The 21999-nt window shown below is 54.7% G+C and carries 22 protein-coding genes; 9 read left to right on the plus strand and 13 right to left on the minus strand.

What is annotated here, in order from left to right; all coding sequences use genetic code 11:
- Positions 1-4: 4 nt before the first annotated feature.
- The gene (dnaA, locus tag CRO19_RS08785; RefSeq protein WP_097095493.1) at positions 5-1405 is read right to left on the minus strand and encodes a chromosomal replication initiator protein DnaA; all 1401 of its coding nucleotides are present in this window, start codon (positions 1403-1405) and stop codon (positions 5-7) included.
- Between the two features lie 269 nt (positions 1406-1674).
- Between dnaA and CRO19_RS26535 the strand changes: the two genes are divergently transcribed.
- The 7 genes from CRO19_RS26535 (at position 1675) to CRO19_RS08815 (ending at position 6674) form a co-directional block, all read left to right on the plus strand.
- Complete coding sequence (locus tag CRO19_RS26535; RefSeq protein ID WP_444505489.1) at positions 1675-1791, plus strand: hypothetical protein; 117 nt, start codon at positions 1675-1677, stop codon at positions 1789-1791.
- A gap of 217 nt (positions 1792-2008) precedes the next feature.
- On the plus strand, positions 2009-2149 hold the full coding sequence (rpmH, locus tag CRO19_RS08790; protein WP_003849659.1) for a 50S ribosomal protein L34: 141 nt from the start codon (positions 2009-2011) through the stop codon (positions 2147-2149).
- A 14-nt stretch (positions 2150-2163) separates the two neighbouring features.
- Complete coding sequence (gene rnpA, locus CRO19_RS08795) at positions 2164-2523, plus strand: ribonuclease P protein component (protein ID WP_034830013.1); 360 nt, start codon at positions 2164-2166, stop codon at positions 2521-2523.
- A complete protein-coding gene (gene yidD / locus CRO19_RS08800; protein WP_007893564.1) occupies positions 2487-2744 on the plus strand; it encodes a membrane protein insertion efficiency factor YidD in 258 nt (85 codons plus the stop codon). The genes rnpA and yidD overlap by 37 nt, the downstream gene beginning before the upstream one ends.
- Before the next feature lie 2 nt (positions 2745-2746).
- Positions 2747-4393 (plus strand): membrane protein insertase YidC, encoded by a 1647-nt coding sequence (yidC, locus tag CRO19_RS08805; RefSeq protein ID WP_097095494.1) that lies wholly within the window; start codon positions 2747-2749, stop codon positions 4391-4393.
- A gap of 96 nt (positions 4394-4489) precedes the next feature.
- On the plus strand, positions 4490-5854 hold the full coding sequence (gene mnmE, locus CRO19_RS08810; protein WP_097095495.1) for a tRNA uridine-5-carboxymethylaminomethyl(34) synthesis GTPase MnmE: 1365 nt from the start codon (positions 4490-4492) through the stop codon (positions 5852-5854).
- 229 nt (positions 5855-6083) lie between these two features.
- A complete protein-coding gene (locus CRO19_RS08815; RefSeq protein WP_097095496.1) occupies positions 6084-6674 on the plus strand; it encodes a malonic semialdehyde reductase in 591 nt (196 codons plus the stop codon).
- Positions 6675-6719: 45 nt separating this feature from the next.
- Here the strand turns inward: CRO19_RS08815 and CRO19_RS08820 are convergent, their stop codons facing one another.
- A complete protein-coding gene (locus CRO19_RS08820; RefSeq protein WP_097095497.1) occupies positions 6720-7232 on the minus strand; it encodes a flavin reductase family protein in 513 nt (170 codons plus the stop codon).
- Between the two features lie 294 nt (positions 7233-7526).
- Between CRO19_RS08820 and CRO19_RS08825 the strand changes: the two genes are divergently transcribed.
- Complete coding sequence (locus tag CRO19_RS08825) at positions 7527-8273, plus strand: 4'-phosphopantetheinyl transferase family protein (protein ID WP_097095498.1); 747 nt, start codon at positions 7527-7529, stop codon at positions 8271-8273.
- Between the two features lie 31 nt (positions 8274-8304).
- On the opposite strand, the gene CRO19_RS08830 is transcribed toward CRO19_RS08825, so the two are convergent.
- A complete protein-coding gene (locus CRO19_RS08830) occupies positions 8305-9618 on the minus strand; it encodes an NCS2 family permease (RefSeq protein WP_097095499.1) in 1314 nt (437 codons plus the stop codon).
- Between the two features lie 151 nt (positions 9619-9769).
- On the opposite strand from CRO19_RS08830, the gene yieH reads away from it, so the two are divergent.
- Entirely contained in the window at positions 9770-10432 is a 663-nt protein-coding gene (gene yieH, locus CRO19_RS08835; protein ID WP_097095500.1) for a 6-phosphogluconate phosphatase, read from the plus strand.
- Positions 10433-10522: 90 nt separating this feature from the next.
- Here the strand turns inward: yieH and CRO19_RS08840 are convergent, their stop codons facing one another.
- The 10 genes from CRO19_RS08840 to atpD all read right to left on the minus strand — a co-directional run bounded on the left by CRO19_RS08840 (position 10523) and on the right by atpD (position 21936).
- On the minus strand, positions 10523-11761 hold the full coding sequence (locus CRO19_RS08840; protein WP_097095501.1) for an MFS transporter: 1239 nt from the start codon (positions 11759-11761) through the stop codon (positions 10523-10525).
- A gap of 120 nt (positions 11762-11881) precedes the next feature.
- On the minus strand, positions 11882-12616 hold the full coding sequence (gene phoU, locus CRO19_RS08845; protein ID WP_097095502.1) for a phosphate signaling complex protein PhoU: 735 nt from the start codon (positions 12614-12616) through the stop codon (positions 11882-11884).
- 14 nt (positions 12617-12630) lie between these two features.
- Positions 12631-13404, minus strand: coding sequence for a phosphate ABC transporter ATP-binding protein PstB (pstB, locus tag CRO19_RS08850; protein ID WP_007893584.1), 774 nt, complete (start codon positions 13402-13404; stop codon positions 12631-12633).
- A gap of 43 nt (positions 13405-13447) precedes the next feature.
- The gene (gene pstA / locus CRO19_RS08855) at positions 13448-14335 is read right to left on the minus strand and encodes a phosphate ABC transporter permease PstA (RefSeq protein WP_097095503.1); all 888 of its coding nucleotides are present in this window, start codon (positions 14333-14335) and stop codon (positions 13448-13450) included.
- The gene (pstC, locus tag CRO19_RS08860) at positions 14332-15294 is read right to left on the minus strand and encodes a phosphate ABC transporter permease PstC (RefSeq protein ID WP_097095504.1); all 963 of its coding nucleotides are present in this window, start codon (positions 15292-15294) and stop codon (positions 14332-14334) included. The genes pstA and pstC overlap by 4 nt, the downstream gene beginning before the upstream one ends.
- 89 nt (positions 15295-15383) lie before the next feature.
- Entirely contained in the window at positions 15384-16427 is a 1044-nt protein-coding gene (pstS, locus tag CRO19_RS08865; protein ID WP_097095505.1) for a phosphate ABC transporter substrate-binding protein PstS, read from the minus strand.
- A 176-nt stretch (positions 16428-16603) separates the two neighbouring features.
- Positions 16604-18433: a glutamine--fructose-6-phosphate transaminase (isomerizing) gene (gene glmS, locus CRO19_RS08870; protein ID WP_097095506.1), complete on the minus strand. Its 1830-nt coding sequence runs from the start codon at positions 18431-18433 to the stop codon at positions 16604-16606.
- Between the two features lie 127 nt (positions 18434-18560).
- Positions 18561-19931, minus strand: coding sequence for a bifunctional UDP-N-acetylglucosamine diphosphorylase/glucosamine-1-phosphate N-acetyltransferase GlmU (gene glmU, locus CRO19_RS08875; protein WP_097095507.1), 1371 nt, complete (start codon positions 19929-19931; stop codon positions 18561-18563).
- A gap of 163 nt (positions 19932-20094) precedes the next feature.
- Positions 20095-20514 carry a F0F1 ATP synthase subunit epsilon gene (locus tag CRO19_RS08880; RefSeq protein ID WP_097095508.1) on the minus strand — a complete coding sequence of 140 codons (420 nt, stop codon included), beginning with the start codon at positions 20512-20514 and terminating at the stop codon, positions 20095-20097.
- Between the two features lie 24 nt (positions 20515-20538).
- Positions 20539-21936 (minus strand): F0F1 ATP synthase subunit beta, encoded by a 1398-nt coding sequence (gene atpD, locus CRO19_RS08885; protein ID WP_007893594.1) that lies wholly within the window; start codon positions 21934-21936, stop codon positions 20539-20541.
- Positions 21937-21999 lie beyond the last annotated feature (63 nt).

The raw sequence follows: 21999 nt of genomic DNA on the forward strand, positions 1-21999 counted from the left end.
TGCGTCAGGAAGATAATGTTCGAATGAGGTTAGAGAAATCTTCTTTGATGTCGTGGCTCTCTTCACGCAGCTGCTCGATTTTACGGCAGGCGTGAAGCACGGTGGTATGGTCGCGGCCACCAAACGCATCGCCAATTTCCGGCAAACTGTGGTTAGTGAGCTCTTTCGCCATCGCCATCGCCATCTGGCGCGGACGCGCTACCGAACGCGAACGGCGTTTCGACAGCAAATCCGCCACTTTAATTTTGTAATATTCGGCCACCGTTTTCTGAATGTTATCAATGGTGACCAGCTTTTCCTGCAGCGCCAGCAGATCGCGCAGCGCTTCGCGCACGAAATCGATGGTAATGGCGCGACCGGTAAAGTTCGCGTTGGCGATCACGCGGTTCAGCGCGCCTTCCAGCTCTCGCACATTGGAACGCAGACGCTTAGCAATAAAGAACGCCACTTCGCCCGGCAGGCGGATGTCGTTTTCATCGGCCTTCTTCATCAGGATCGCCACACGCGTTTCCAGCTCAGGCGGCTCGATCGCGACCGTTAATCCCCAGCCAAAGCGCGATTTCAGGCGATCTTCTACGCCGTTGATCTCTTTTGGATAGCGATCCGAGGTCAGGATGATCTGTTGATTGCCTTCCAGCAGGGCGTTGAAGGTGTGGAAAAACTCTTCCTGCGATCGTTCTTTATTGGCAAAGAATTGGATGTCATCGATCAGCAGTGCATCCACCGAACGATAGTAACGCTTAAACTCTTCGATAGCGTTGTTCTGCAAGGCTTTAACCATGTCCTGAACAAAACGCTCAGAGTGCATATACACCACTTTGGCATTGGGCTTGCGCGCAATAATGCCGTTACCCACCGCGTGCAGCAGGTGAGTTTTACCCAAACCGGTGCCGCCATAAAGGAACAGAGGGTTATAGGCGCCGCCAGGGTTGTCCGCTACCTGACGTGCCGCCGCGCGTGCCAGTTGGTTCGATTTACCTTCCACAAAGTTATCGAAGTTATGGCGGTTATTCACATTGGAACGGTAGGTAACATCAGCCGGCGCAGGCACCGAATCCCAGCTTGGGCGCAAAATTTGCGTGGGCGCCGGGCGATTTTCAATCGGTGCAGGCGCGCTGTAACTGGCCATTGCCGGCTGGCTGGTGGTGACCTGTGCGGCAGGACGCGTGCCCACTTCAAAACGCAGTAACGGCACATTCGTACCGCAGAATTCATTCAGCAGCCCATTGATACTATTGAGATATTTATCTCTAACCCAGTCGAGTACAAACCGATTTGGTGCATACAAGGTCAGCGTATTGTCGTTCAATTCAGCCTGCAGCGGACGAATCCACATGCTGAATTCGGTGGCAGGAAGCTCATCCTGCAAACGGGCAAGACACTGTTGCCAAAGCGTAAGTGACACGGCGGACTCCACTCGTACAAAATCGATAAGAATTTTAGGCGCTAATAAATAGAAACGTAATTTTTAGACACAGGCGGTTGGAAAGCGCCTGCGACCGCTATTCGCGGTAGTCTTCCCCGGCGATCGCATGGAGGATCGTCAGCGGAAGGGCGGATCATAACGTAAAGCAGCCGAGAGATCTTCCCTTTCTACACAGTTTTGATCCATTTTATCCACAGGCTGATGATGCGCAAATGAGTTTACGCTTTTTAGCAGAAAAGCCAGCGTTAATGTGGCTGAAAGCGACAATTTTTCTGGGCGGCTCTCGTTTTTGCCGCAACAAGTTTGCAAATAGATCGCAAGAAGATCCTGCGCGATCCTTGCGCTTTACCCCACAGCCCGTATAATTCCCCACCCGGCATTATTGCGTGAAGCCTTGATGCCCGGAATCAGCGGGCTGTATCTGGGTTTCCAGGTGCCGCGACCAGCGAAGTAAATTGACTCTGGACTGTACAATTATTACAATCCCGCCTCTTTATTAAAGACACATTGAGGCGTTGGTCGATTTACTGGCCCGAAAACGCGTCACCCAGTGAAAATTTTCAAGTTTAGGTAGAAATCGCCATGAAACGCACTTTTCAACCGTCCGTACTGAAGCGCAACCGTTCACACGGTTTCCGTGCTCGTATGGCAACAAAAAATGGTCGTCAGGTTCTGGCACGTCGTCGTGCTAAAGGCCGTTCTCGTCTGACCGTTTCTAAGTAATAAAGCTAACCCTCGTGGTTAAGCTCGCATTTCCCAGGGAGTTACGTTTGTTAACTCCCACTCATTTCACTTTCGTCTTCCAGCAGCCACAAAGAGCCGGTACGCCGCAAATCACCATACTCGGCCGACTTAACTCGCTGGGGCATCCCCGCATCGGTCTCACCGTCGCAAAAAAACATGTAAAACGCGCCCATGAACGCAACCGGATCAAGCGATTGACCCGCGAAAGCTTTCGTCTGCGTCAACATGAGCTGCCTGCGATGGATTTTGTGATCGTGGCTAAAAAAGGGATTGCTGACCTGGATAACCGTGCGCTGACGGAAGCGTTGGAGAAATTATGGCGTCGTCACTGTCGCCTGGCTCGCGGCTCCTGATTGCCCTGATACGCGTTTATCAACGCGCCATCAGCCCACTGCTGGGACCTCATTGCCGGTTCCATCCCACCTGCTCGCAGTATGGGATTGAGGCCTTACGCCGCTTTGGCGTGGTAAAAGGCAGTTGGTTGACGATTAAACGCGTATTAAAATGCCACCCTTTGAACCCGGGTGGTGACGATCCTGTGCCGCCAAAAACCTTTGATACCAGAGAACATTAACGATGGATTCGCAACGCAATCTCTTTCTCATCGCTTTTCTGTTCGTGTCTTTTATGATCTGGCAAGCCTGGCAGACGGACCACGCTCCGCAGCCACAGCAAACCCAGACCACGCAAAACACAAGCAGCGCAGCGGGTGATGCCGCCACTTCCGGCGTGCCGGCTAGCGGACAGGGCAAAACGATCACCGTTAAGACAGATGTCCTGTCACTCAACATCAATACGCGCGGTGGCGATATTGAGCAGGCTCAGCTGCTGACTTACCCGGACAAACTGGGTTCAGACGCACCGTTCCAGCTGCTTGAAACCACACCTGCATTCGTTTATCAGGCGCAGAGCGGCTTAACCGGCCGTAACGGTCCGGATAACCCGAACAATGGCGCACGTCCGCTGTATACCACCACACAAGATAGCTTCGAGATGGCAGATGGCCAGAGCGAACTGCGCGTGCCGCTGACCTGGACCGGTGAAAACGGCGTGGTCTACACCAAGACCTTCGTCTTCAAACGCGGTGAGTATGCGGTAAATGTTGACTACAACATTAACAACACCACCCAGCAGCCGCTGGAAGTGTCGATGTTTGGTCAGCTGAAGCAAACTATCGATGTGCCTAAGCACCGCGATACCGGCAGCAATAACTTTGCTCTGCATACCTTCCGTGGCGCAGCGTACTCCACCAGCGATGCGAAATACGAAAAATATAAATTCGACACCATCGCGGATAACGAGAACCTGAACACCACCACCGGCAACGGTTGGGTGGCGATGCTGCAACAGTATTTTGCCACCGCCTGGGTGCCACGCACGCAGGGTAATAACACGCTGTACACCAGCAACCTCGGCAATGGCGTAGCGGCAATCGGCTACAAATCTGCGCCGGTTACCGTTGGCGCAGGCGCACAGCAGGATCTTGGTGCCACTCTGTGGGTTGGCCCGGAAATTCAGGACAAAATGGCGGCCATCGCGCCTCATCTTGATCTGACTGTGGATTACGGTTGGCTGTGGTTCATCTCTCAGCCGCTGTTTAAGCTACTGAAGTTCCTGCACAGCTTTATCGGTAACTGGGGCTTCTCCATTATCGTTATCACCTTCATCGTTCGTGGCATCATGTACCCGCTGACTAAGGCGCAGTACACCTCCATGGCGAAGATGCGTATGCTGCAGCCGAAGATTCAGGCGATGCGTGAACGTCTGGGCGATGACAAGCAGAAGCAGAGCCAGGAAATGATGGCGCTGTATAAGGCGGAGAAAGTGAACCCGCTGGGCGGCTGCTTGCCACTGGTTATCCAGATGCCAATCTTCCTGGCCTTGTACTACATGCTGTCAGGCTCGGTTGAACTGCGTCATGCACCGTTTATTCTGTGGATTCATGACTTGTCTGCGCAGGACCCGTACTACATTCTGCCGATTGTCATGGGTATCACCATGTTCTTCATTCAGAAGATGTCACCGACCACTGTGACCGATCCGATGCAGCAGAAGATCATGACTTACATGCCGGTTATCTTTACCGTGTTCTTCCTGTGGTTCCCATCAGGTCTGGTGCTGTATTACATCGTCAGCAACCTGGTAACCATTCTCCAGCAGCAGCTGATTTATCGCGGCCTGGAAAAACGTGGTCTGCATAGCCGCGACAAGAAGAAAGCGTAACGTCTGACTGCCACCAGCAGCAGCGTATAATCTAAGGGCGACATTTATGTCGCCCTATTTTTATTTATTAATACCCTAAAAGTTTAAGGTGGAATCATGAGCCACAGCGACACCATCGTTGCCCAGGCGACGCCTCCCGGCCGCGGCGGCGTAGGCATTCTGCGTATCTCCGGCGCCAAAGCGGCCGAGGTGGCGCAAGCCGTGTTAGGCAAATTGCCGAAACCGCGTTACGCCGATTATCTGCCTTTTACCGATGCCGATGGCAGCGTGCTCGATCAGGGCATTGCGCTGTGGTTTCCCGGCCCGAACTCCTTTACCGGCGAAGATGTGCTGGAGCTGCAGGGCCACGGCGGCCCGGTGATTCTTGACCTGCTGCTCAAACGCATTGTGGCCCTGCCCGGCTTGCGTATTGCTCAGCCCGGTGAATTCTCGGAACGCGCCTTCCTCAACGATAAACTCGATTTAGCGCAAGCCGAAGCGATTGCCGACCTGATCGATGCCAGTTCAGAGCAGGCAGCCCGCTCAGCGGTGAACTCGCTGCAGGGCGCCTTTTCCCTGCGCGTTAATGCACTTGTGGAAGCACTTACTCACCTGCGTATCTATGTGGAAGCGGCCATCGACTTCCCGGATGAAGAGATCGATTTCCTGTCCGACGGCAAAATTGAAGCACAGCTCAATGTGGTGATCGGCGATCTCGACGGCGTACGTGCCGAGGCGCGTCAGGGCAGCTTGCTGCGTGAAGGGATGAAAGTGGTCATTGCCGGTCGCCCTAATGCCGGTAAATCGAGCCTGCTGAATGCGTTAGCCGGTCGCGAAGCGGCGATTGTCACCGATATTGCCGGCACCACGCGCGACGTGCTGCGCGAACATATCCATATCGACGGCATGCCGCTGCATATCATCGATACCGCCGGTTTGCGTGAAGCCAGTGATGAAGTAGAGCGCATTGGTATTGAGCGTGCATGGCAGGAGATCGAGCAGGCCGACCGCGTGCTGTTTATGGTCGATGGCACTACCACGGATGCCACCGAAGCCGCCGCCATTTGGCCAGATTTTGTCGCGCGTTTGCCAAATGCGCTGCCGATTACCGTGGTGCGCAATAAAGCGGATATGACGGGGGAAGTGCTGGGGCTTACTGAAGTGAACGGTCACTCACTGATTCGTCTCTCGGCACGCACTGGTGACGGTGTGGAAGCGCTGCGCGAGCACCTGAAACAGAGCATGGGTTTTGCCGGCAATATGGAAGGCGGATTCCTTGCGCGTCGCCGCCATCTGCAGGCGCTCGAGTTAGCGGCTGCTCACCTGCAACAGGGAAAACATCAGCTATTAGGCGCATGGGCGGGTGAATTACTGGCGGAAGAGCTTCGTTTAGCGCAACAGGCGCTGAGCGAGATCACTGGCGAATTCACCTCCGACGATCTGCTGGGACGAATCTTCTCAAGCTTCTGTATTGGGAAGTAATGTCTGTTACGTAGTCGCCATAAATGGCGACCCTACATCGTATGAGCGCGGTTTTCGTAGGGTGCGCATTCATGCGCACCTGGATCCCAGTAGACATGCGTCTTTGTTATTTGGCTCCCCTTTCGCTTTGCAGTATAACGATCACTGCCCGGCGAAAAGGCCCTGCCGGGAACATCGACTATTCATGCAAAATATTGGGCGCTCGTTGCGGCCTGAACAGGAGAGAAACATGAGTACAACGCTCGACAGCGTGGCGCTGAATGCGCTGTTTAATGAAGCCCGCACCCACAGCTACTGGCAGGACAAACCGATTTCTCAAGAGGTGCTGAAGCAGCTCTACAATCTGACCGCGCTGGGCCCAACTTCTGCTAACTGCTCGCCAGGCCGTTTTGTGTTTGTGACGTCTCAGGAAGGGAAAGAGAAGCTGAAACCGGCACTTTCGTCCGGTAATGTCGACAAAACCATGGCGGCGCCGGTGACGGTGATCGTGGCGTGGGACCCAGAATTCTACGAAGCGCTGCCGAAGCTGTTCCCGCACGGCGATGCGCGCAGCTGGTTCACCAGCAGCCCGGATCTGGCGAAAGAGACCGCGTTCCGTAACAGCAGCTTGCAAGCGGGTTACTTGATTCTGGCGGCGCGTTCGCTGGGGTTGGATGCAGGCCCAATGTCCGGTTTCGATCCGTCCAAAGTGAATGAGGCGTTCTTCAGCGAGAATAAATGGCAGGTGAACTTGCTGATCAATCTGGGCTATGGCGAAGCCAGCAAACTGCATCCGCGTTTGCCGCGTCTAAGCTTTGATGAAGCCAGCAAATTTGCCTGATTCGATAGCGAAAAGGCGTCACTTACGACGCCTTTTCCTGTGCAGTTAGCCCAGTGAATGGAAACCGCTATTGAAGTAGATCATTGGCTCTGACGCTTCGCCAGGCAGCGCAATGCCAACAATACGTGCCAGCAGCACGCTATGCGTATTCCACTCCACCACTTTCTCCAGCTGGCAATCAAAACTCACCAGCGCATCCGCCAATACTGGCGCGCCGGTATTCAGCGTCTGCCAGGCGCCGTTTTGAAAACGCTCTTCACGACGCGATGATTGGCTGAACTGAGCGCATAAATCGTCATGCTGCTCACGCAGTACGTTAACGGCAAAATGACCGGCCTTGATAAACGCATCATGACTGGATGCGCTGCGATTCACGCACACCAGCAAGCTCGGTGGCTCAGCCGCCAGCGAACTCACCGACGTGGCAATTAGCCCCAGCTTTTCGCCCTGAAATTCGGTGGTAACCAGAGAAACGCCTGCGGTTAAGCGGCGCATGCCGTGACGAAACTCATCAAGAGAGATCGATTCCTGGCGAGAAGAAATAGCGGTAACTGACATAAAAAACTCCGACGTGCATGATTCAGCGATGTGCACGATTGGCCTGAGGGTGAATAGTTAGCGCACTTCGATGTGCCTTTTTACTGCCCAAATCCTACACCACATCGCGCCAATCGGCACCCGATCAGACATGAATGTGCAAAAGCGTTCTATGCAAAGTGACAAAATGGGATTGCCGTGCGGCTTCAGCCTTATCTGAAATATCGCCTATTCCACCTTAAGGCGGATGCAAACCCATGAGAAAATTCTTACAATAGCACTGATGATTATTCGACCATTTTCACGGAGCGACAGATGGCTAGTCATTTTGTTCGTTGGATCGGTCATCCGCCCTTTTCTTCAGAGAATATGCGGGTGCCACAGGAAGTGATTCATAGCGCCCAACGCTTCGCTGACAAGCGCCGCGGACGCTTTCTCGCCGCGCGCGAACTGCTGGGGCAGCTGATGCTGCGCGTTTATGGTATTCGTGAATTACCTGCATTAATTACCACCAGCAGTGGTCGTCCCCGTTTTGCCGATGCGAATCTGCCCGATTTTAGTATTTCCTATGCTGGCAACACTATCGGCGTGCTGCTGGCCGAAGAAGGCGGTCGTGCCGGACTGGACATGGAGATTGTACGTGCGCACAGTCGCCAAACTCAGGATATGCTGACGCAGGATCTCTCCTCTGGCGAGAAAGCCTGGATCAACGCGCAGCAGGATTTTATGGAAGCGCTGACGCAAATCTGGACGCTGCGGCAAAGCATTCTCAAACTCACTGGCGAAACGAATAGCGGTATTGATTCACTGCGTTTGCATCCCGCAGCCGGACGACTGCGTTCCACCGTGTTTCCCGATATTCAGGCGGTATGTGATGCTGAACCGACGCTGGTATGGTCGTGTGCACTGTCGCCAGGCACAGAACGTTTACGGCTGTGGGAAATTGATGGCGCGCAGCAGTGGCAAGCGCTGCGCGACGTCGAGATGAGCAAACCCAATATGGGGCCGCGCACCTTACGCCTGACCAGTTTGGTCGCGCCGCAGGAGATAGGACATCCCTGACAAAAAAGGCCGCTTAAGCGGCCTTTTTCACTTAATGAGCGTCAATGAAGACGATTTTCAGCACAAACAGCAGCGCCACCACCACCACGCATGGACTGATTTCACGCCAGCGACCCGTTCCCAACTTCATCACGCAGTACGAGATAAAGCCCAGCGCAATGCCTTCGGTGATCGAGAAGCTAAATGGCATCATCGCCGCGGTGACAAACGCCGGAACCGCTTCAGTGAGATCGTCCCACTGTACGCGGGAAAGCGACGCCGTCATCAACACGCCAACATAAATCAGCGCGCCCGCCGCCGCATAGGATGGCACCATCGCTGCCAGCGGTGACAGAAACATCACCAGCAGGAACAGAATCCCGGTAATCACCGCCATCAAGCCGGTACGCCCGCCGATCGCCACGCCGGACGAGCTTTCAATGTAAGCGGTAACTGAAGAGGTCCCCACCAGCGAACCGGTCACAGAGCTGATGCTATCAACGTACAGCGCCTGCTTCATGCGCGGGAACGTGCCTTTCTCGTCGGTCAGTCCGGCTTTATCGGTCACGCCAATCAGCGTGCCGGAAGAGTCGAACAGATTCACCAACATAAAGGAGAAGATCACGCCGGCCATGCCGATGTTGAATGCACCTTTGATATCCACCTGACCAACCACCGAAGTGATGGCGGGCGGAGCGGCGAACACACCGCTGAATTTTACGTCGCCAATGATCAGGCCCAGTGCGGTAGTCACCACGATCGAGACCAGCACCGCCGCATGGATATTACGTGAGGCCAGAATAGCGATGATGAAGAACCCGAGCGCGCCCAGCAGCACGCTGTGCGACGTCAGGTTGCCAACGGCCACGATGGTATCGGCGTTAGGCACGATGATGCCGGCATTTTTCAGCCCCATCATGGCGATAAACAGGCCGATACCGGCGGTAATCCCCACGCGCAGGCTCAGCGGAATGTTGGCAATCATCCAGTAGCGCACGCGCAGCAGCGTGAGGATCAGCAGGCCCAAGGCTCCCCAGAAGATCGCGCCCATGCCAACCTGCCATGAGTAGCCCATCGCGCCCACCACCACGAAGGCGAAAAAGGCGTTCAAGCCCATCGCCGGTGCCAGCGCTACCGGCAGATTCGCCACCAGCCCCATTAAGATGCTGCCGAACGCGGCAATTAAGCAGGTGGTGACAAACACGGCCTGAGTATCCATGCCTGCCACACCCAGAATTTGCGGGTTAACGAAGACGATGTAGACCATCGTCAGGAAAGTGGTGCAACCGGCAATCACTTCTGTACGCACGGTTGTGCCGTGTTCCTGCAGCTTGAAGATGCGCTGCAAAAGACCCTGGTTATTCATTTCACTGTTCCGATAAAAAATTAATCGCCGCGTATCGTATAGAGTTTAGCGTGGCAAAACACTGATTTTTCGCAACCGGTTGCTCAGGGTCGCTTTCTGCGCTCAGTGCGCTAGAGTGTCAGCTTATTGTTTAACAAAAGGATGATGCGCAATGTCGGTGGAATGTATTTTTTTTGATTGCGACGGCACGCTGGTCGACAGCGAAGTAATCTGTACGCAATCTTACGTCAACACCTTTGCCCGCTACGGTATTGAGCTCTCACTGCAACAGATGTTTGAGCAGTATAAAGGGGTGAAGCTCTACGACATCATCCGTGACGTGGCGGCAGAACATCAGGTTGAGTTACCGCTCGAAGAGGTGGAAACCGCCTATCGCGCCGAGGTGGCGCGGCTGTTCGATCTCGATTTGCAGCCCATTGCCGGCGCTCAAACGCTGGTCGAGAGAGTAAAAGTGCCGATGTGCGTGGTTTCAAACGGCACGGTGAAGAAGATGCAACACTCCCTGGGATTAACCGGCATGCTGCCCTATCTGGATGGCAAGCTATACAGCGGCTATGACATCAACCACTGGAAGCCCGATCCCGAGCTGATGTATCACGCCGCCGAGCAGATGCAGGTGCCGATTGAGAAGTGCATTCTGGTGGACGATTCCGAAGCCGGCGCACGCGCAGGCATCGCGGCCGGGATTCCAGTGTTTTACTACTGCGCTGACGCACATAATCCAGAATTAGATCATCCGCTGGTGACCCGCTTTGATGATATGGCGCAGCTGCCGGATCTGTGGCGCGCACGCGGCTGGGATTTGGTGGGATAGGTGCGGTGTTCAGCCAGGTCGGTATCAATGCCGACCCTACGTTCGTGCACCATTCAATGATAGGGTCGCCATTCATGGCGACCACAAAAATCAGCCAATCGCCCCCAGCGAATCTTCGTTGCTCTGCTTTTTCGGCAGCAGGAACAGCGTGGCGGCGATATCCAGCAAATAAATCAGCGCCAGTAGGGTGATTGCGGCGGTAAAGGAGATGTTGGTGGCCAGTAATCCAATCACCAGCGGACCAAACCCGCCCACGCCACGCCCAAGGTTAAACAACACGTTCTGCGCCGTAGCACGCGCCTGCGGCGGGAAGGTATCAGAAATCAGCGCGCCGTAGCCGCCAATCATACCGTTGACAAACATCCCCATCAGCGCGCCAGTAAACAGCATTACCGTTGGATCGCGCAGCTGTGCATACACCACCACCATCACCACCGCACCGAACTGGTACAGCAGGAAGATTTTCCAGCGTGCGAAGCGATCGGCCAGCACGCCGAACAGCCAGATGCCAAATGTCATGCCGACTACCGTTACCGCCGTCCACAAGCCGGATTTTGTCAGGCTGAAGCCAAAGTTAGACGACAGATAGCTCGGCATCCAGATCATCAAACCGTAGTAACCGAAATTCTGCACCGAACAGAGAATAAGAATTCCCAGACTGGCTTTGCTGGTATTGCTATCGGCGAACAGCAGTTTAAGCCGCGCGGTAAACGACAGCTGCGGGGTTTTCTCAACGTGACGGGTAAATTCTTCCGGCTCACCCATGCTGAGGCGAATCACAAATGAGACCAGCGCGGGCAGTAAACCAACGAGGAACATGCCGCGCCAGCCAATGACACTCAGCAATGGCGGCGTAATAAAGGCCGCTAACAGCACACCAAGCTGCCAGCCAATGCCGACCCACGCCGAGGCGCGGTTGCGCTTCTCTTTTGGCCAGGCTTCCGCAATCAGCGCCATCCCAATGCCGAACTCGCCGCCTAATCCCACGCCCGCCAGGGTGCGGTACGCCAGCAAATCCCAGTAGCCCTGCGCGACAGCGCACAGTCCGGTGAACACCGAGAACACCAAAATAGTGACGGTGAGAATACGGATGCGGCCATAGAGATCGCTGAGATGGCCAAACACGATGCCGCCAATCACCGCACCAATCAGCGTCCATGTCACCAGAGAACCTGCCTGAGACGGATCGAGCGCCAGCGAAACGCTGATGGCGGGCAGCATAAAGCCGAGGATCAGAAGGTCAAATCCGTCCATGGCGTAGCCGCTAATGGCAGCCACCATGGCTTTCGCCGGTGTAATAGCGCGTTTTTTTTGTATTGGGGAGGACATGCAGCAGCACCTTGCAGAAAAAAGTGCGCCAAGTATAAAAGAGAGGGCAACGCGGAGACCAGGCAGAAATCAAGAAAGCGGCCCGTTAGTCACAGTGGCAACGGGCCGCCAAAGTCTCAATCAAGAGGGTTTATTGCTACCGTCATCGCCCGACAGCAGTTCATCCAGCTTGTCGCCGCCCACATGGCGGAAATCCTGACCTTTTACGAAATAGAAGATAATTTCACAAATATTCTGGCAGCGGTCGCCGATACGCTCGATGGCGCGCGCGCAGAACATCGCGGTCAATACGCTGGGAATGGTGCGTGGATCCTCCATCATGTAGGTCATCAGCTGACGCACGATGCCTTCATACTCTTTATCCACCTTCTTATCTTCGCGGTAGATTTTGATGGCTTCGTTGAGATCCATGCGCGCAAACGCATCCAGCACGTCATGCAGCATCTGCACAGTGTGATGCCCCAGCGCTTCAAGGCTAACCAGCAGCGGCAGATGCTGTTGACCAAACTTCTCCAGCGCGGTGCGGCTGATTTTCTCCGCCACGTCACCAATGCGTTCCAGCTCTGAAATGGTCTTGATGATCGCCATCACCAGGCGCAAATCGCTGGCGGTAGGCTGACGTTTGGCGATGATGCGCACGCAGGCTTCATCAATCTCCACTTCCATCATGTTGACCTTCTGGTCGCCGTCAATCACGTGACGCGCCAGCTCGCCATCCTGGTTATGCATCGCGGTAATGGCATCGGTAAGCTGCTTCTCTACCATGCCCCCCATGATCATCACCTGAGTGCGAATGTGCTCAAGCTCCGCATTAAACTGACCGGAGATGTGTTTGTTCAGATTTAAATTATCCATGTGCGTCTCCTGAATCAGCCGTAGCGACCGGTGATGTAATCTTCGGTTTGCTTCTGTGCGGGCTTAGTGAACAAGGTATCGGTATCGCTGAACTCAATCAGCTCACCCAGATACATGAAAGCGGTGTGATCAGAACAACGTGCGGCCTGCTGCATGTTATGTGTCACGATAACCACCGTGTAATCCTGCTTGAGCTCGGTGATCAGCTCTTCGATACGACCGGTTGAGATCGGATCCAGCGCGGAACACGGCTCATCCAGCAACAAAACTTCCGGGCGAATGGCGATGCCACGCGCGATGCACAGACGCTGCTGCTGACCGCCGGAAAGACTGTAACCGCTCTGATGCAGCTTGTCTTTGGTTTCATTCCACAGCGCGGCTTTGGTTAGCGCCCACTGCACGCGCTCGTCCATATCGGCACGCGACAGCTTTTCAAACAGGCGTACACCGAAGGCGATGTTATCGTAAATCGACATCGGGAACGGCGTTGGCTTCTGGAATACCATGCCAACGCGCGCGCGCAGCAGGGCGATATCCTGATTAGATGCCAGAATGTTATCGCCATCCAGCAGGATGTCACCTTCTGCACGCTGCTCGGGATAGAGCGAGTACATTTTGTTGAAGGTACGCAGCAGCGTGGATTTACCGCAGCCTGATGGGCCGATAAACGCGGTGACCTGGTTTTTAGTGATATCCAGGTTGATGTTTTTCAGCGCGTGAAACTTACCGTAATAGAAGTTCAGATTACGGACCTGAATTTTACCGGCTGATGAAGTCACGTTACTCATTCTCGTCTCTCATAAGCAGCGCCGCCGAAGCCGCGCCGGGAAATTAGTGTTTGCCCTTGGCGAAAATCACGCGCGCCACAATGTTCAGCAGCAGCACGCACAGCGTAATAATCAGCACACCCGCCCACGCCAGGCTTTGCCATTCGGCAAACGGGCTCATGGCGAATTTAAAGATGGTGACCGGCAGGTTAGCGATCGGCTGCATCATGTCGGTACTCCAGAACTGGTTCGACAGCGCAGTGAACAGCAGCGGAGCGGTTTCACCGGCGATACGCGCCACGGCCAGCAGCACACCGGTGATGATGCCGGAAACGGAGGCTTTCAGCGTGATAGCTGAGATCATCTTCCATTTCGGCGTACCGAGCGCATAAGCCGCTTCACGCATGCTGTCCGGCACCAGACGCAGCATGTTCTCGGAGGTACGAATCACAATCGGGATCTGCAGCAGCGCCAGCGCCACCACGCCCGCCCAGCCGGAGAAATGCTGCATCTGCGACACCACAATGGTGTAAACAAACAGGCCGACCACAATCGACGGCGCAGACAGCAGAATATCGTTGATGAAGCGAATCACTTCCGCCAGCCAATGTTTACGCCCATATTCCGCCAGGTAAATTCCGGCCATGATGCCAAGTGGCGTTCCGATGATCGTCGACCAGAAAATCAGTAAGCCGCTGCCGACTAAGGCATTGGCTAAGCCACCGCCTGCTGTATTCGGTGGCGGAGTTGATTCGGTAAACAGCGACCAGCTTAAACCATCGACGCCGCGCGTCACGGTAGTGAACAGAATCCACACCAGCCAAAACAGGCCGAAAGCCATGGTCAACAGCGACAGCGTTAGGGCAATTTTGTTTTTAGTACTGCGCCACGCCTGCATTTTGCGGCGCGAGGCTTCCAGCTCAGCGCGAGCCTGAACTTCAATAGCGGTCATGAACGGGCTCCTTCACTCTTCGCCAGACGCAGGATCATCAGTTTGGAGATCGCCAGCACGATAAAGGTAATCACGAAGAGGATCAGACCCAGCTCCATCAGCGCCGCAACGTGCACACCGGATTCCGCTTCGGCGAATTCGTTGGCCAGCGCGGAGGTGATACTGTTGCCCGGCATAAACAGCGAGGGGCTGTCGAGCTGGTAGGTGTTGCCGATGATAAAGGTCACCGCCATGGTTTCACCCAATGCGCGGCCCAGTCCCAGCATCACGCCGCCGATCACGCCGTTTTTGGTGAACGGCAGCACGATGCGCCAGATCACTTCCCACGTGGTACAGCCGATACCGTAAGCCGACTCTTTCATCATTACCGGCGTTTGCTCAAACACGTCACGCATCACCGAAGCGATGTAAGGAATGATCATGATGGCGAGAATCACGCCCGCCGCCAGAATACCGATACCGAATGCCGGGCCAGAGAACAGCGCGCCAACGATCGGGATATTCGATAACACATTGCCCACTGGCGTCTGGAAATATTCGGCGAACAGCGGGGCGAAAACAAACAGGCCCCACATGCCGTAAACGATGCTGGGTATCGCGGCCAGCAGCTCAATGGCGGTGCCCAATGGGCGACGCAGCCAGTTTGGCGCAAGTTCGGTCAGGAACAGCGCAATGCCGAAACTCACCGGCACGGCAATGATCAGCGCAATAATCGAGGTAACGAGGGTGCCGTAAATCGGCACCAGCGCACCAAATTGTTCGTTTGGCGCATCCCAGGTTTTGTTCCACAGGAAGGAGAAACCAAATTTTTGGATGCTAGGCCAGGAGGAGAAAATCAGGGAGACGATAATGCCACCCATCAACAGCAACACGATAAGCGCAGACAGTTTGACCAGTGCGCCGAAAATCATATCGCCTTGTTTACCGGGGGCTTTGAACGTCGGCTTAGTGGCAGCCATAGAATTCTCTGTTCTCAGGAGGATATCAGGGCGGCAGGTGATGCCGCCCATTGAGCTGGCCAACCGTGCTGGCTGGCCGGGTAAATCCGTTACTTGTACAGCGCTTTACCGGAGCTATCTTTGATGTTCGCTTTCCACGCTGCACGAATCTGGTTCGCTACGCTCTCTGGCAGCGCGGCATAGTCCAGAGACGTTGCGGTTTTACTGCCGCCTTTGTAGGCCCAGTCGAAGAACTTCAGCACTTCACTACCTTTCGCCGCATCAGCCTGATCTTTGTAAATCAGGATGAACGTAGTTGAGGTGATCGGCCATGCATCGTTGCCTTTCTGGAAGGTCAGATCCTGGGCAAACGATTTGCTCCAGTCTGCGCCTTTCGCGGCGTTAGCAAAGCTGGCCTCGCTTGGCGCTACCGCTTTGCCATCTGCATCAACCAGTTTGGTGTAAGTCAGGTTGTTCTGCTTAGCGTAGGCGTATTCCACGTAGCCAATCGAACCCGGCAGACGCTGCACGAAGGCGGCTACGCCATCGTTACCTTTACCGCCCAGACCGGTTGGCCAGTTAACGGTGTTACCTTTACCGATTTTGCTGTTCCACTCTTCGTTCACTTTCGCCAGGTAGCTGGTGAAGACGAATGAAGTACCGGAACCGTCAGCGCGGCGCACCACGTTGATGTTGGAATCGGGCAGTTTCACGCCGGGGTTCAGTTTAGTGATCGCCGGGTCGTTCCACTTTTTGATGGTGCCGAGGTAGATATCACCTACGGTTTTGCCGTCGAGGGTTAATTCACCTGATTTCACGCCTGGAATGTTAACCGCCAGCACCACACCACCGATGACGGTAGGGAACTGGAACAGGCCGTTTTTCTCCAGATCTTCATCTTTCATTGGTGCATCAGACGCACCGAAATCGACGGTTTTTGCGATGATCTGCTTAACGCCGCCTGAAGAACCAATACCCTGATAGTTAATTTTGCTACCGGTGGCTTGCTGGTACTCTGCTGCCCACTTGGCATAAACCGGTGCCGGGAATGTCCCGCCTGCGCCCGTCAGATCGGTTGCTGCAAAAGCAGAGACCGCGCTTACTGCGAAGGTGGCGGCGAGGATTCGGGCTACGGTGCTACGCATCAGTGTCATGTTCCCTCCAGGGGATTTAAAAAAATCAGGCTCAATGCCTTTTTAGTAGGAGTCAGTGATTGCTGCTGGAGGGAAAATAGGACAGTTTGATGACAGTGAAATGTACGAAATATGACAGTTATATGACAGCGTGCAGAAATGAAGCGGGCCCGTTGCGGGCCCACTCTTATGATTGATTATTCTACGGTAACGGATTTTGCCAGGTTACGCGGCTGATCGACGTCGGTGCCTTTAATCAGCGCCACATGATATGAAAGCAGCTGTAACGGCACGGTATAGAAGATTGGAGCAATCACCTCTTCTACGTGCGGCAGTGAGATAATTTTCATGCCATCGCTGTCACTGAAGCCGGCATCCTGGTCGGCAAACACATACAGCAAACCGCCGCGCGCGCGCACCTCTTCGATGTTGGATTTCAGCTTCTCCAGCAGCTCGTTGTTCGGCGCCACCACGATCACCGGCATATCCGCATCAATTAACGCCAGCGGGCCATGCTTCAGCTCACCAGCCGCATAGGCTTCGGCGTGAATGTAGGAGATCTCTTTCAGCTTCAGCGCACCTTCCATGGCGATGGGATACTGATCGCCGCGGCCAAGGAACAGCGCGTGATGTTTGTCGGAGAAACCTTCAGCGAGATTTTCGATCACTTTATCCTGCGCCAGCATCTGCTCGATACGGCTCGGCAATGCCTGCAGCGCGTGCACAATTTCGTGCTCGGTTTCGGCTTTCATGCCGTGCAGACGGCCGAGTTTCGCCACCAGCATCAGCAATACCGCTAGCTGCGTGGTGAAGGCTTTGGTCGACGCGACGCCAATTTCGGTGCCGGCTTTGGTCATCAGCGCCAAATCTGACTCACGCACCAGCGAGGAACCGGCCACGTTACAGATCGCCAGCGAACCGAGATAACCCAGCTCTTTCGACAGACGCAGCGCGGCCAGCGTATCGGCGGTTTCACCCGATTGTGACAGCGTGATCAGCAGGCTATTTTTGCGCACCGCTGATTTGCGATAGCGAAATTCGGAGGCGATTTCGACATCACAAGGCAGGTTGGCCAGCGACTCAAACCAGTAGCGCGACACCATGCCGGAATTGTAAGAGGTGCCGCAGGCGATGATCTGGATATGCTCAACCTGGCTCAGCAATTTCTCTGCATCCGGGCCCAGCTCACTGAGATCAACTTCACCGTGATTAAAACGCCCGGTTAAGGTGTTTTTAATCGCGTTCGGCTGCTCATAAATCTCTTTCTGCATGTAGTGACGATAGATGCCTTTATCACCGGCATCGTACTGCGCAGTGGATTCGATTTCAGCGCGTTTAGCCGGCTTGCCAGCGCGGTCGATGATGGTGATTTCGCGGCGGGTAATCTCAGCGATATCCCCCTCTTCCAGATAAACGAAGCGGCGCGTCACCGGCAGCAAGGCCAGCTGATCGGAAGCGATAAAGTTTTCGCCCACGCCACGACCAATCACCAGCGGGCTACCGGAACGCGCCGCCACCAGCACCGTAGGATCGCGGCTGTCCATGATTACCATGCCATAAGCGCCGCGCAGCTGCGGGATCACGCGCAGCACCACTTCACGCAGCGTGCCGCCCTGCTTCTGCTCCCAATGCACCAGATGCGCCACCACTTCGGTGTCGGTTTCCGATGCAAAGTGGTAGCCGCGCTCAAGCAACTGGGCGCGCAGCGGCTCATGGTTCTCAATAATACCGTTGTGCACGATGATGATGTGCTCAGAAATATGCGGATGCGCATTGGCTTCCGAGGGTTCACCGTGGGTCGCCCAACGCGTGTGTGTGATCCCCGTGCCGCCAATCAGCGGCTGCTGTTCTGCCGCTTCCGCCAGGTTCTGTACTTTGCCTAAACGACGCAGACGCGTCATATGGCCCTGACGATCAACCACCGCCAGCCCGGCAGAGTCATACCCGCGATACTCAAGACGACGCAAACCTTCCAGCAGAATTTCTGCGATGTCACGCTGCGCTACTGCACCAACAATTCCACACATAGTAATTTCCTGACTTCATGGCTTTTGGCCATTGCGTTGTCATCTGACCTGATTTCCCCGAGCCTTGTAGAGAGTGGGGATAGTTTTTATGGCACTGCTAACGAGCCGATCGTTGCCGGCCCTTAATTTATTTCTTCTTCACCGGGCGCTGCCAGCCAGACTTGTGATTCTGCTCTTTACGGTTATAAACCAGGTCAGCGGCCGTCACATCCTTCATGATGGTAGTACCCGCGGCAATGGTCGCGCCGCTCGCCACGCTGACGGGCGCTATCAGCTGCGTATCTGAGCCGATGAATACGTTGTCGCCGATGATGGTTTTGGATTTGTTCGCGCCATCGTAATTACAGGTAATGGTGCCCGCGCCGATATTCACGCCCGCACCAATTTCGGCATCACCGAGATAGGAAAGATGGCCAGCTTTTGAGCCTTTGCCCAGCGTGGCTTTCTTCATCTCCACGAAGTTACCCACGTGCGCCTCTTCAGCTAACTCGCTGCCCGGACGCAGACGCGCGAACGGACCAACCGTACAGCCGGCGGCTAAGGTGGCATCCTCGATCACCGAATAGGGGCTGATTTCACAGTCATCCGCAATCACGCTGTTTTTGATGATGCAGCCCGCGCCGATTTTCACCCGGTTGCCGAGCGTAACGTTGCCTTCAACAATCACGTTGGTGTCAATCTCCACATCCCGCCCGTGTTGCAGCGCACCGCGCAGATCGAAACGCGCCGGATCGCGCAGCATGACACCCGCCAGCAGCAGCCTTTCCGCCTGCTCGCTTTGGTAAACGCGCTCAAGTGTTGCCAGCTGCAGCCGATTATTCACGCCGTCGGTTTCACTGATGCGCGCTGGGTGCACCGCATTGATAACGCGACCTTCCCGGTGCGCCATGGCAATGATATCGGTGATATAGAATTCGCCCTGCACATTGTTATTGTTGAGCTGCGCCAGCCAGCGCTTGAGGTCGCTGCCGTTGGCAATCAGGATACCGGTGTTAATTTCCTGGATTTTTAGCTGTTCTGCCGACGCATCTTTCTGCTCGATAATGCCGGTCACCGTGCCGTTTTCACGCACGATGCGGCCATAGCCGGTTGGGTTATCCAGAACCACCGTAAGTAAGCCAATGCCACCCGCCGGTTTAGCCGCGCGCAGACGCTGCAAGCTCTCTTGCGAGATCAGCGGCACGTCGCCGTACAACATCAGGATATCTTCATCATCAGCAAAGAAGGGGGCTGCCTGCTGCATTGCGTGCCCGGTACCGAGCTGTTCAGCCTGCAGCACCCAATTAAGTGCGTTATCCGCAAGCGCAGATTTGAGTAAATCGCCGCCGTGACCATACACCAGATGGATGTGTTGAGCGCCCAAACCGGTTGCGGCATCAATCACGTGCTGAACCATTGGTTTACCTGCAAGGGTGTGCAGAACTTTGGGCAGATCGGAATACATTCGGGTGCCTTTGCCAGCGGCTAAGATCACCACACTCATCGCGTTTGTAGACATAACTATCCTGACTGAATTTAACTTTCGAAAGTGTAAGGTTTAGCCCTGAGATTACTACATTTTTCTCGGGTCGAAATTAGCCGGGGTTAAAGCGCAACGGCAAATTTTGGGCAAAAAAAATGCCAACCCAATGGGCTGGCATTTCGTGACGCATAAAGCCTGATTACATCGCTTTTTTGGTCAGCTCGATAACACGCAGTTTTGCGATGGCTTTCGCCAGCTCCGCAGAAGCCTGAGCATAATCCACGTCGCCGTGGCTGCTGTTCATGTGCTCTTCCGCTTTACGTTTCGCTTCCTGCGCGCGCGCTTCGTCGAGGTCTTCGCCGCGAATCGCGGTGTCAGCCAAAACGGTGGTGCTGCCAGGTTGTACTTCCAGCACGCCGCCAGAGAGGTAGATATACTCCTCTTCGCCGTGCTGTTTCACGATGTGAATCATACCAGGCTTGATGGCTGTCAGCAGCGGGGCGTGGCCCGGGCGAATACCCAGCTCACCTTCGCTACCTGACACCTGGATGCGCTCCACCAGACCGGAGAACATTTGTTGCTCCGCACTGACCACGTCCAGATGATAAGTCATAGCCATACCATTCCTCCTGGGAAACCGAAATTACAGTTTCTTCGCTTTTTCTACGGCTTCTTCGATAGCGCCGACCATGTAGAACGCCTGCTCTGGCAGGTGGTCGAATTCGCCTTCCATGATGCCTTTGAAGCCACGAATAGTGTCTTTCAGGGTAACGTACTTACCTGGAGAACCAGTGAAGACTTCAGCAACGAAGAACGGCTGAGACAGGAAGCGCTGAATTTTACGCGCACGTGCCACCAACAGTTTGTCTTCTTCAGACAGCTCGTCCATACCAAGGATGGCGATGATGTCTTTCAGTTCCTGGTAACGCTGCAGCAGAGACTGCACGCCACGCGCAACATCATAGTGCTCCTGACCCACGATCAGCGGATCCAGCTGACGGCTGGTAGAATCCAGCGGGTCAACGGCTGGGTAGATACCCAGAGAGGCGATCTGACGGCTCAGCGTAACGGTTGAGTCTAAGTGAGCAAAGGTGGTTGCTGGTGACGGGTCAGTCAAGTCATCCGCAGGAACGTAAACGGCCTGTACAGAGGTGATTGAACCGGTCTTGGTAGAGGTAATACGCTCCTGCAACACACCCATCTCTTCTGCCAGCGTCGGCTGATAACCTACCGCAGATGGCATACGACCCAGCAGTGCTGATACTTCAGTACCGGCCAGGGTGTAACGATAGATGTTGTCGATGAACAGCAGAACGTCACGGCCTTCATCACGGAATTTTTCCGCCATGGTCAAGCCGGTCAGTGCTACGCGCAGACGGTTACCCGGCGGCTCGTTCATCTGGCCATACACCAGCGCTACTTTATCGATAACGTTGGAGTCAGTCATTTCGTGGTAGAAGTCGTTACCCTCACGAGTACGCTCACCCACACCAGCAAATACCGAGTAACCTGAGTGCTCAGCCGCGATGTTACGGATCAGCTCCATCATGTTTACGGTTTTACCTACACCCGCACCACCGAACAGACCGACTTTACCGCCCTTAGCGAACGGACACATCAGGTCGATTACCTTGATGCCGGTTTCCAGCAGTTCCTGGGAGTTAGACTGATCTTCATATGAAGGTGCTGCGCGGTGAATAGAGGAAACCTCTAATGCGCTGCCATCGTCATTCTGCAGGTCGCCTTTCATGTCGATTGGCTCACCCAATACGTTCATGATACGGCCGAGGGTTGCTTTACCAACCGGAACCTGGATAGGTTTTTTCAGGTCAGTGACTTCCAGACCGCGCTTCAGGCCGTCAGAAGTACCCATGGCGATGGTACGAACCACGCCACCACCCAGCTGCTGCTGAACTTCCAGCACCAGACGAGCATCACCATTTTTCACCTCGAGAGCGCTATATACCTGCGGTACCGCGTCCTGAGGGAATTCGACGTCAACTACGGCGCCGATAATCTGGACAATCTTTCCAGCTGCCATCTTGAATCCTCTACCTAATACGAAAATACCCAGCCGCGCTCGCGCGACAGGATATATGCCTGG

It is taken from the genome of Candidatus Pantoea floridensis (genome assembly GCF_900215435.1).
GTDB classification, from domain to species: Bacteria; Pseudomonadota; Gammaproteobacteria; order Enterobacterales; family Enterobacteriaceae; genus Pantoea; species Pantoea floridensis.

What these genes read in the sequence shown, in the direction of transcription:
- mnmE (WP_097095495.1), top strand. Translation starts at nt 4,490, where the DNA reads ATGAGCCACAGCGACACCATCGTTGCCCAGGCGACGCCTCCCGGCCGC.
- yieH (WP_097095500.1), top strand. Translation starts at nt 9,770, where the DNA reads ATGTCGGTGGAATGTATTTTTTTTGATTGCGACGGCACGCTGGTCGAC.
- CRO19_RS08830 (WP_097095499.1), bottom strand. Translation starts at nt 9,618, where the DNA reads ATGAATAACCAGGGTCTTTTGCAGCGCATCTTCAAGCTGCAGGAACAC.
- yidC (WP_097095494.1), top strand. Translation starts at nt 2,747, where the DNA reads ATGGATTCGCAACGCAATCTCTTTCTCATCGCTTTTCTGTTCGTGTCT.
- CRO19_RS08825 (WP_097095498.1), top strand. Translation starts at nt 7,527, where the DNA reads ATGGCTAGTCATTTTGTTCGTTGGATCGGTCATCCGCCCTTTTCTTCA.
- glmS (WP_097095506.1), bottom strand. Translation starts at nt 18,433, where the DNA reads ATGTGTGGAATTGTTGGTGCAGTAGCGCAGCGTGACATCGCAGAAATT.
- CRO19_RS08840 (WP_097095501.1), bottom strand. Translation starts at nt 11,761, where the DNA reads ATGTCCTCCCCAATACAAAAAAAACGCGCTATTACACCGGCGAAAGCC.
- pstB (WP_007893584.1), bottom strand. Translation starts at nt 13,404, where the DNA reads ATGAGTAACGTGACTTCATCAGCCGGTAAAATTCAGGTCCGTAATCTG.
- atpD (WP_007893594.1), bottom strand. Translation starts at nt 21,936, where the DNA reads ATGGCAGCTGGAAAGATTGTCCAGATTATCGGCGCCGTAGTTGACGTC.
- rpmH (WP_003849659.1), top strand. Translation starts at nt 2,009, where the DNA reads ATGAAACGCACTTTTCAACCGTCCGTACTGAAGCGCAACCGTTCACAC.
- pstC (WP_097095504.1), bottom strand. Translation starts at nt 15,294, where the DNA reads ATGGCTGCCACTAAGCCGACGTTCAAAGCCCCCGGTAAACAAGGCGAT.
- glmU (WP_097095507.1), bottom strand. Translation starts at nt 19,931, where the DNA reads ATGTCTACAAACGCGATGAGTGTGGTGATCTTAGCCGCTGGCAAAGGC.
- CRO19_RS08815 (WP_097095496.1), top strand. Translation starts at nt 6,084, where the DNA reads ATGAGTACAACGCTCGACAGCGTGGCGCTGAATGCGCTGTTTAATGAA.
- phoU (WP_097095502.1), bottom strand. Translation starts at nt 12,616, where the DNA reads ATGGATAATTTAAATCTGAACAAACACATCTCCGGTCAGTTTAATGCG.
- yidD (WP_007893564.1), top strand. Translation starts at nt 2,487, where the DNA reads ATGGCGTCGTCACTGTCGCCTGGCTCGCGGCTCCTGATTGCCCTGATA.
- CRO19_RS08820 (WP_097095497.1), bottom strand. Translation starts at nt 7,232, where the DNA reads ATGTCAGTTACCGCTATTTCTTCTCGCCAGGAATCGATCTCTCTTGAT.
- CRO19_RS26535 (WP_444505489.1), top strand. Translation starts at nt 1,675, where the DNA reads ATGTGGCTGAAAGCGACAATTTTTCTGGGCGGCTCTCGTTTTTGCCGC.
- CRO19_RS08880 (WP_097095508.1), bottom strand. Translation starts at nt 20,514, where the DNA reads ATGGCTATGACTTATCATCTGGACGTGGTCAGTGCGGAGCAACAAATG.
- pstA (WP_097095503.1), bottom strand. Translation starts at nt 14,335, where the DNA reads ATGACCGCTATTGAAGTTCAGGCTCGCGCTGAGCTGGAAGCCTCGCGC.
- pstS (WP_097095505.1), bottom strand. Translation starts at nt 16,427, where the DNA reads ATGACACTGATGCGTAGCACCGTAGCCCGAATCCTCGCCGCCACCTTC.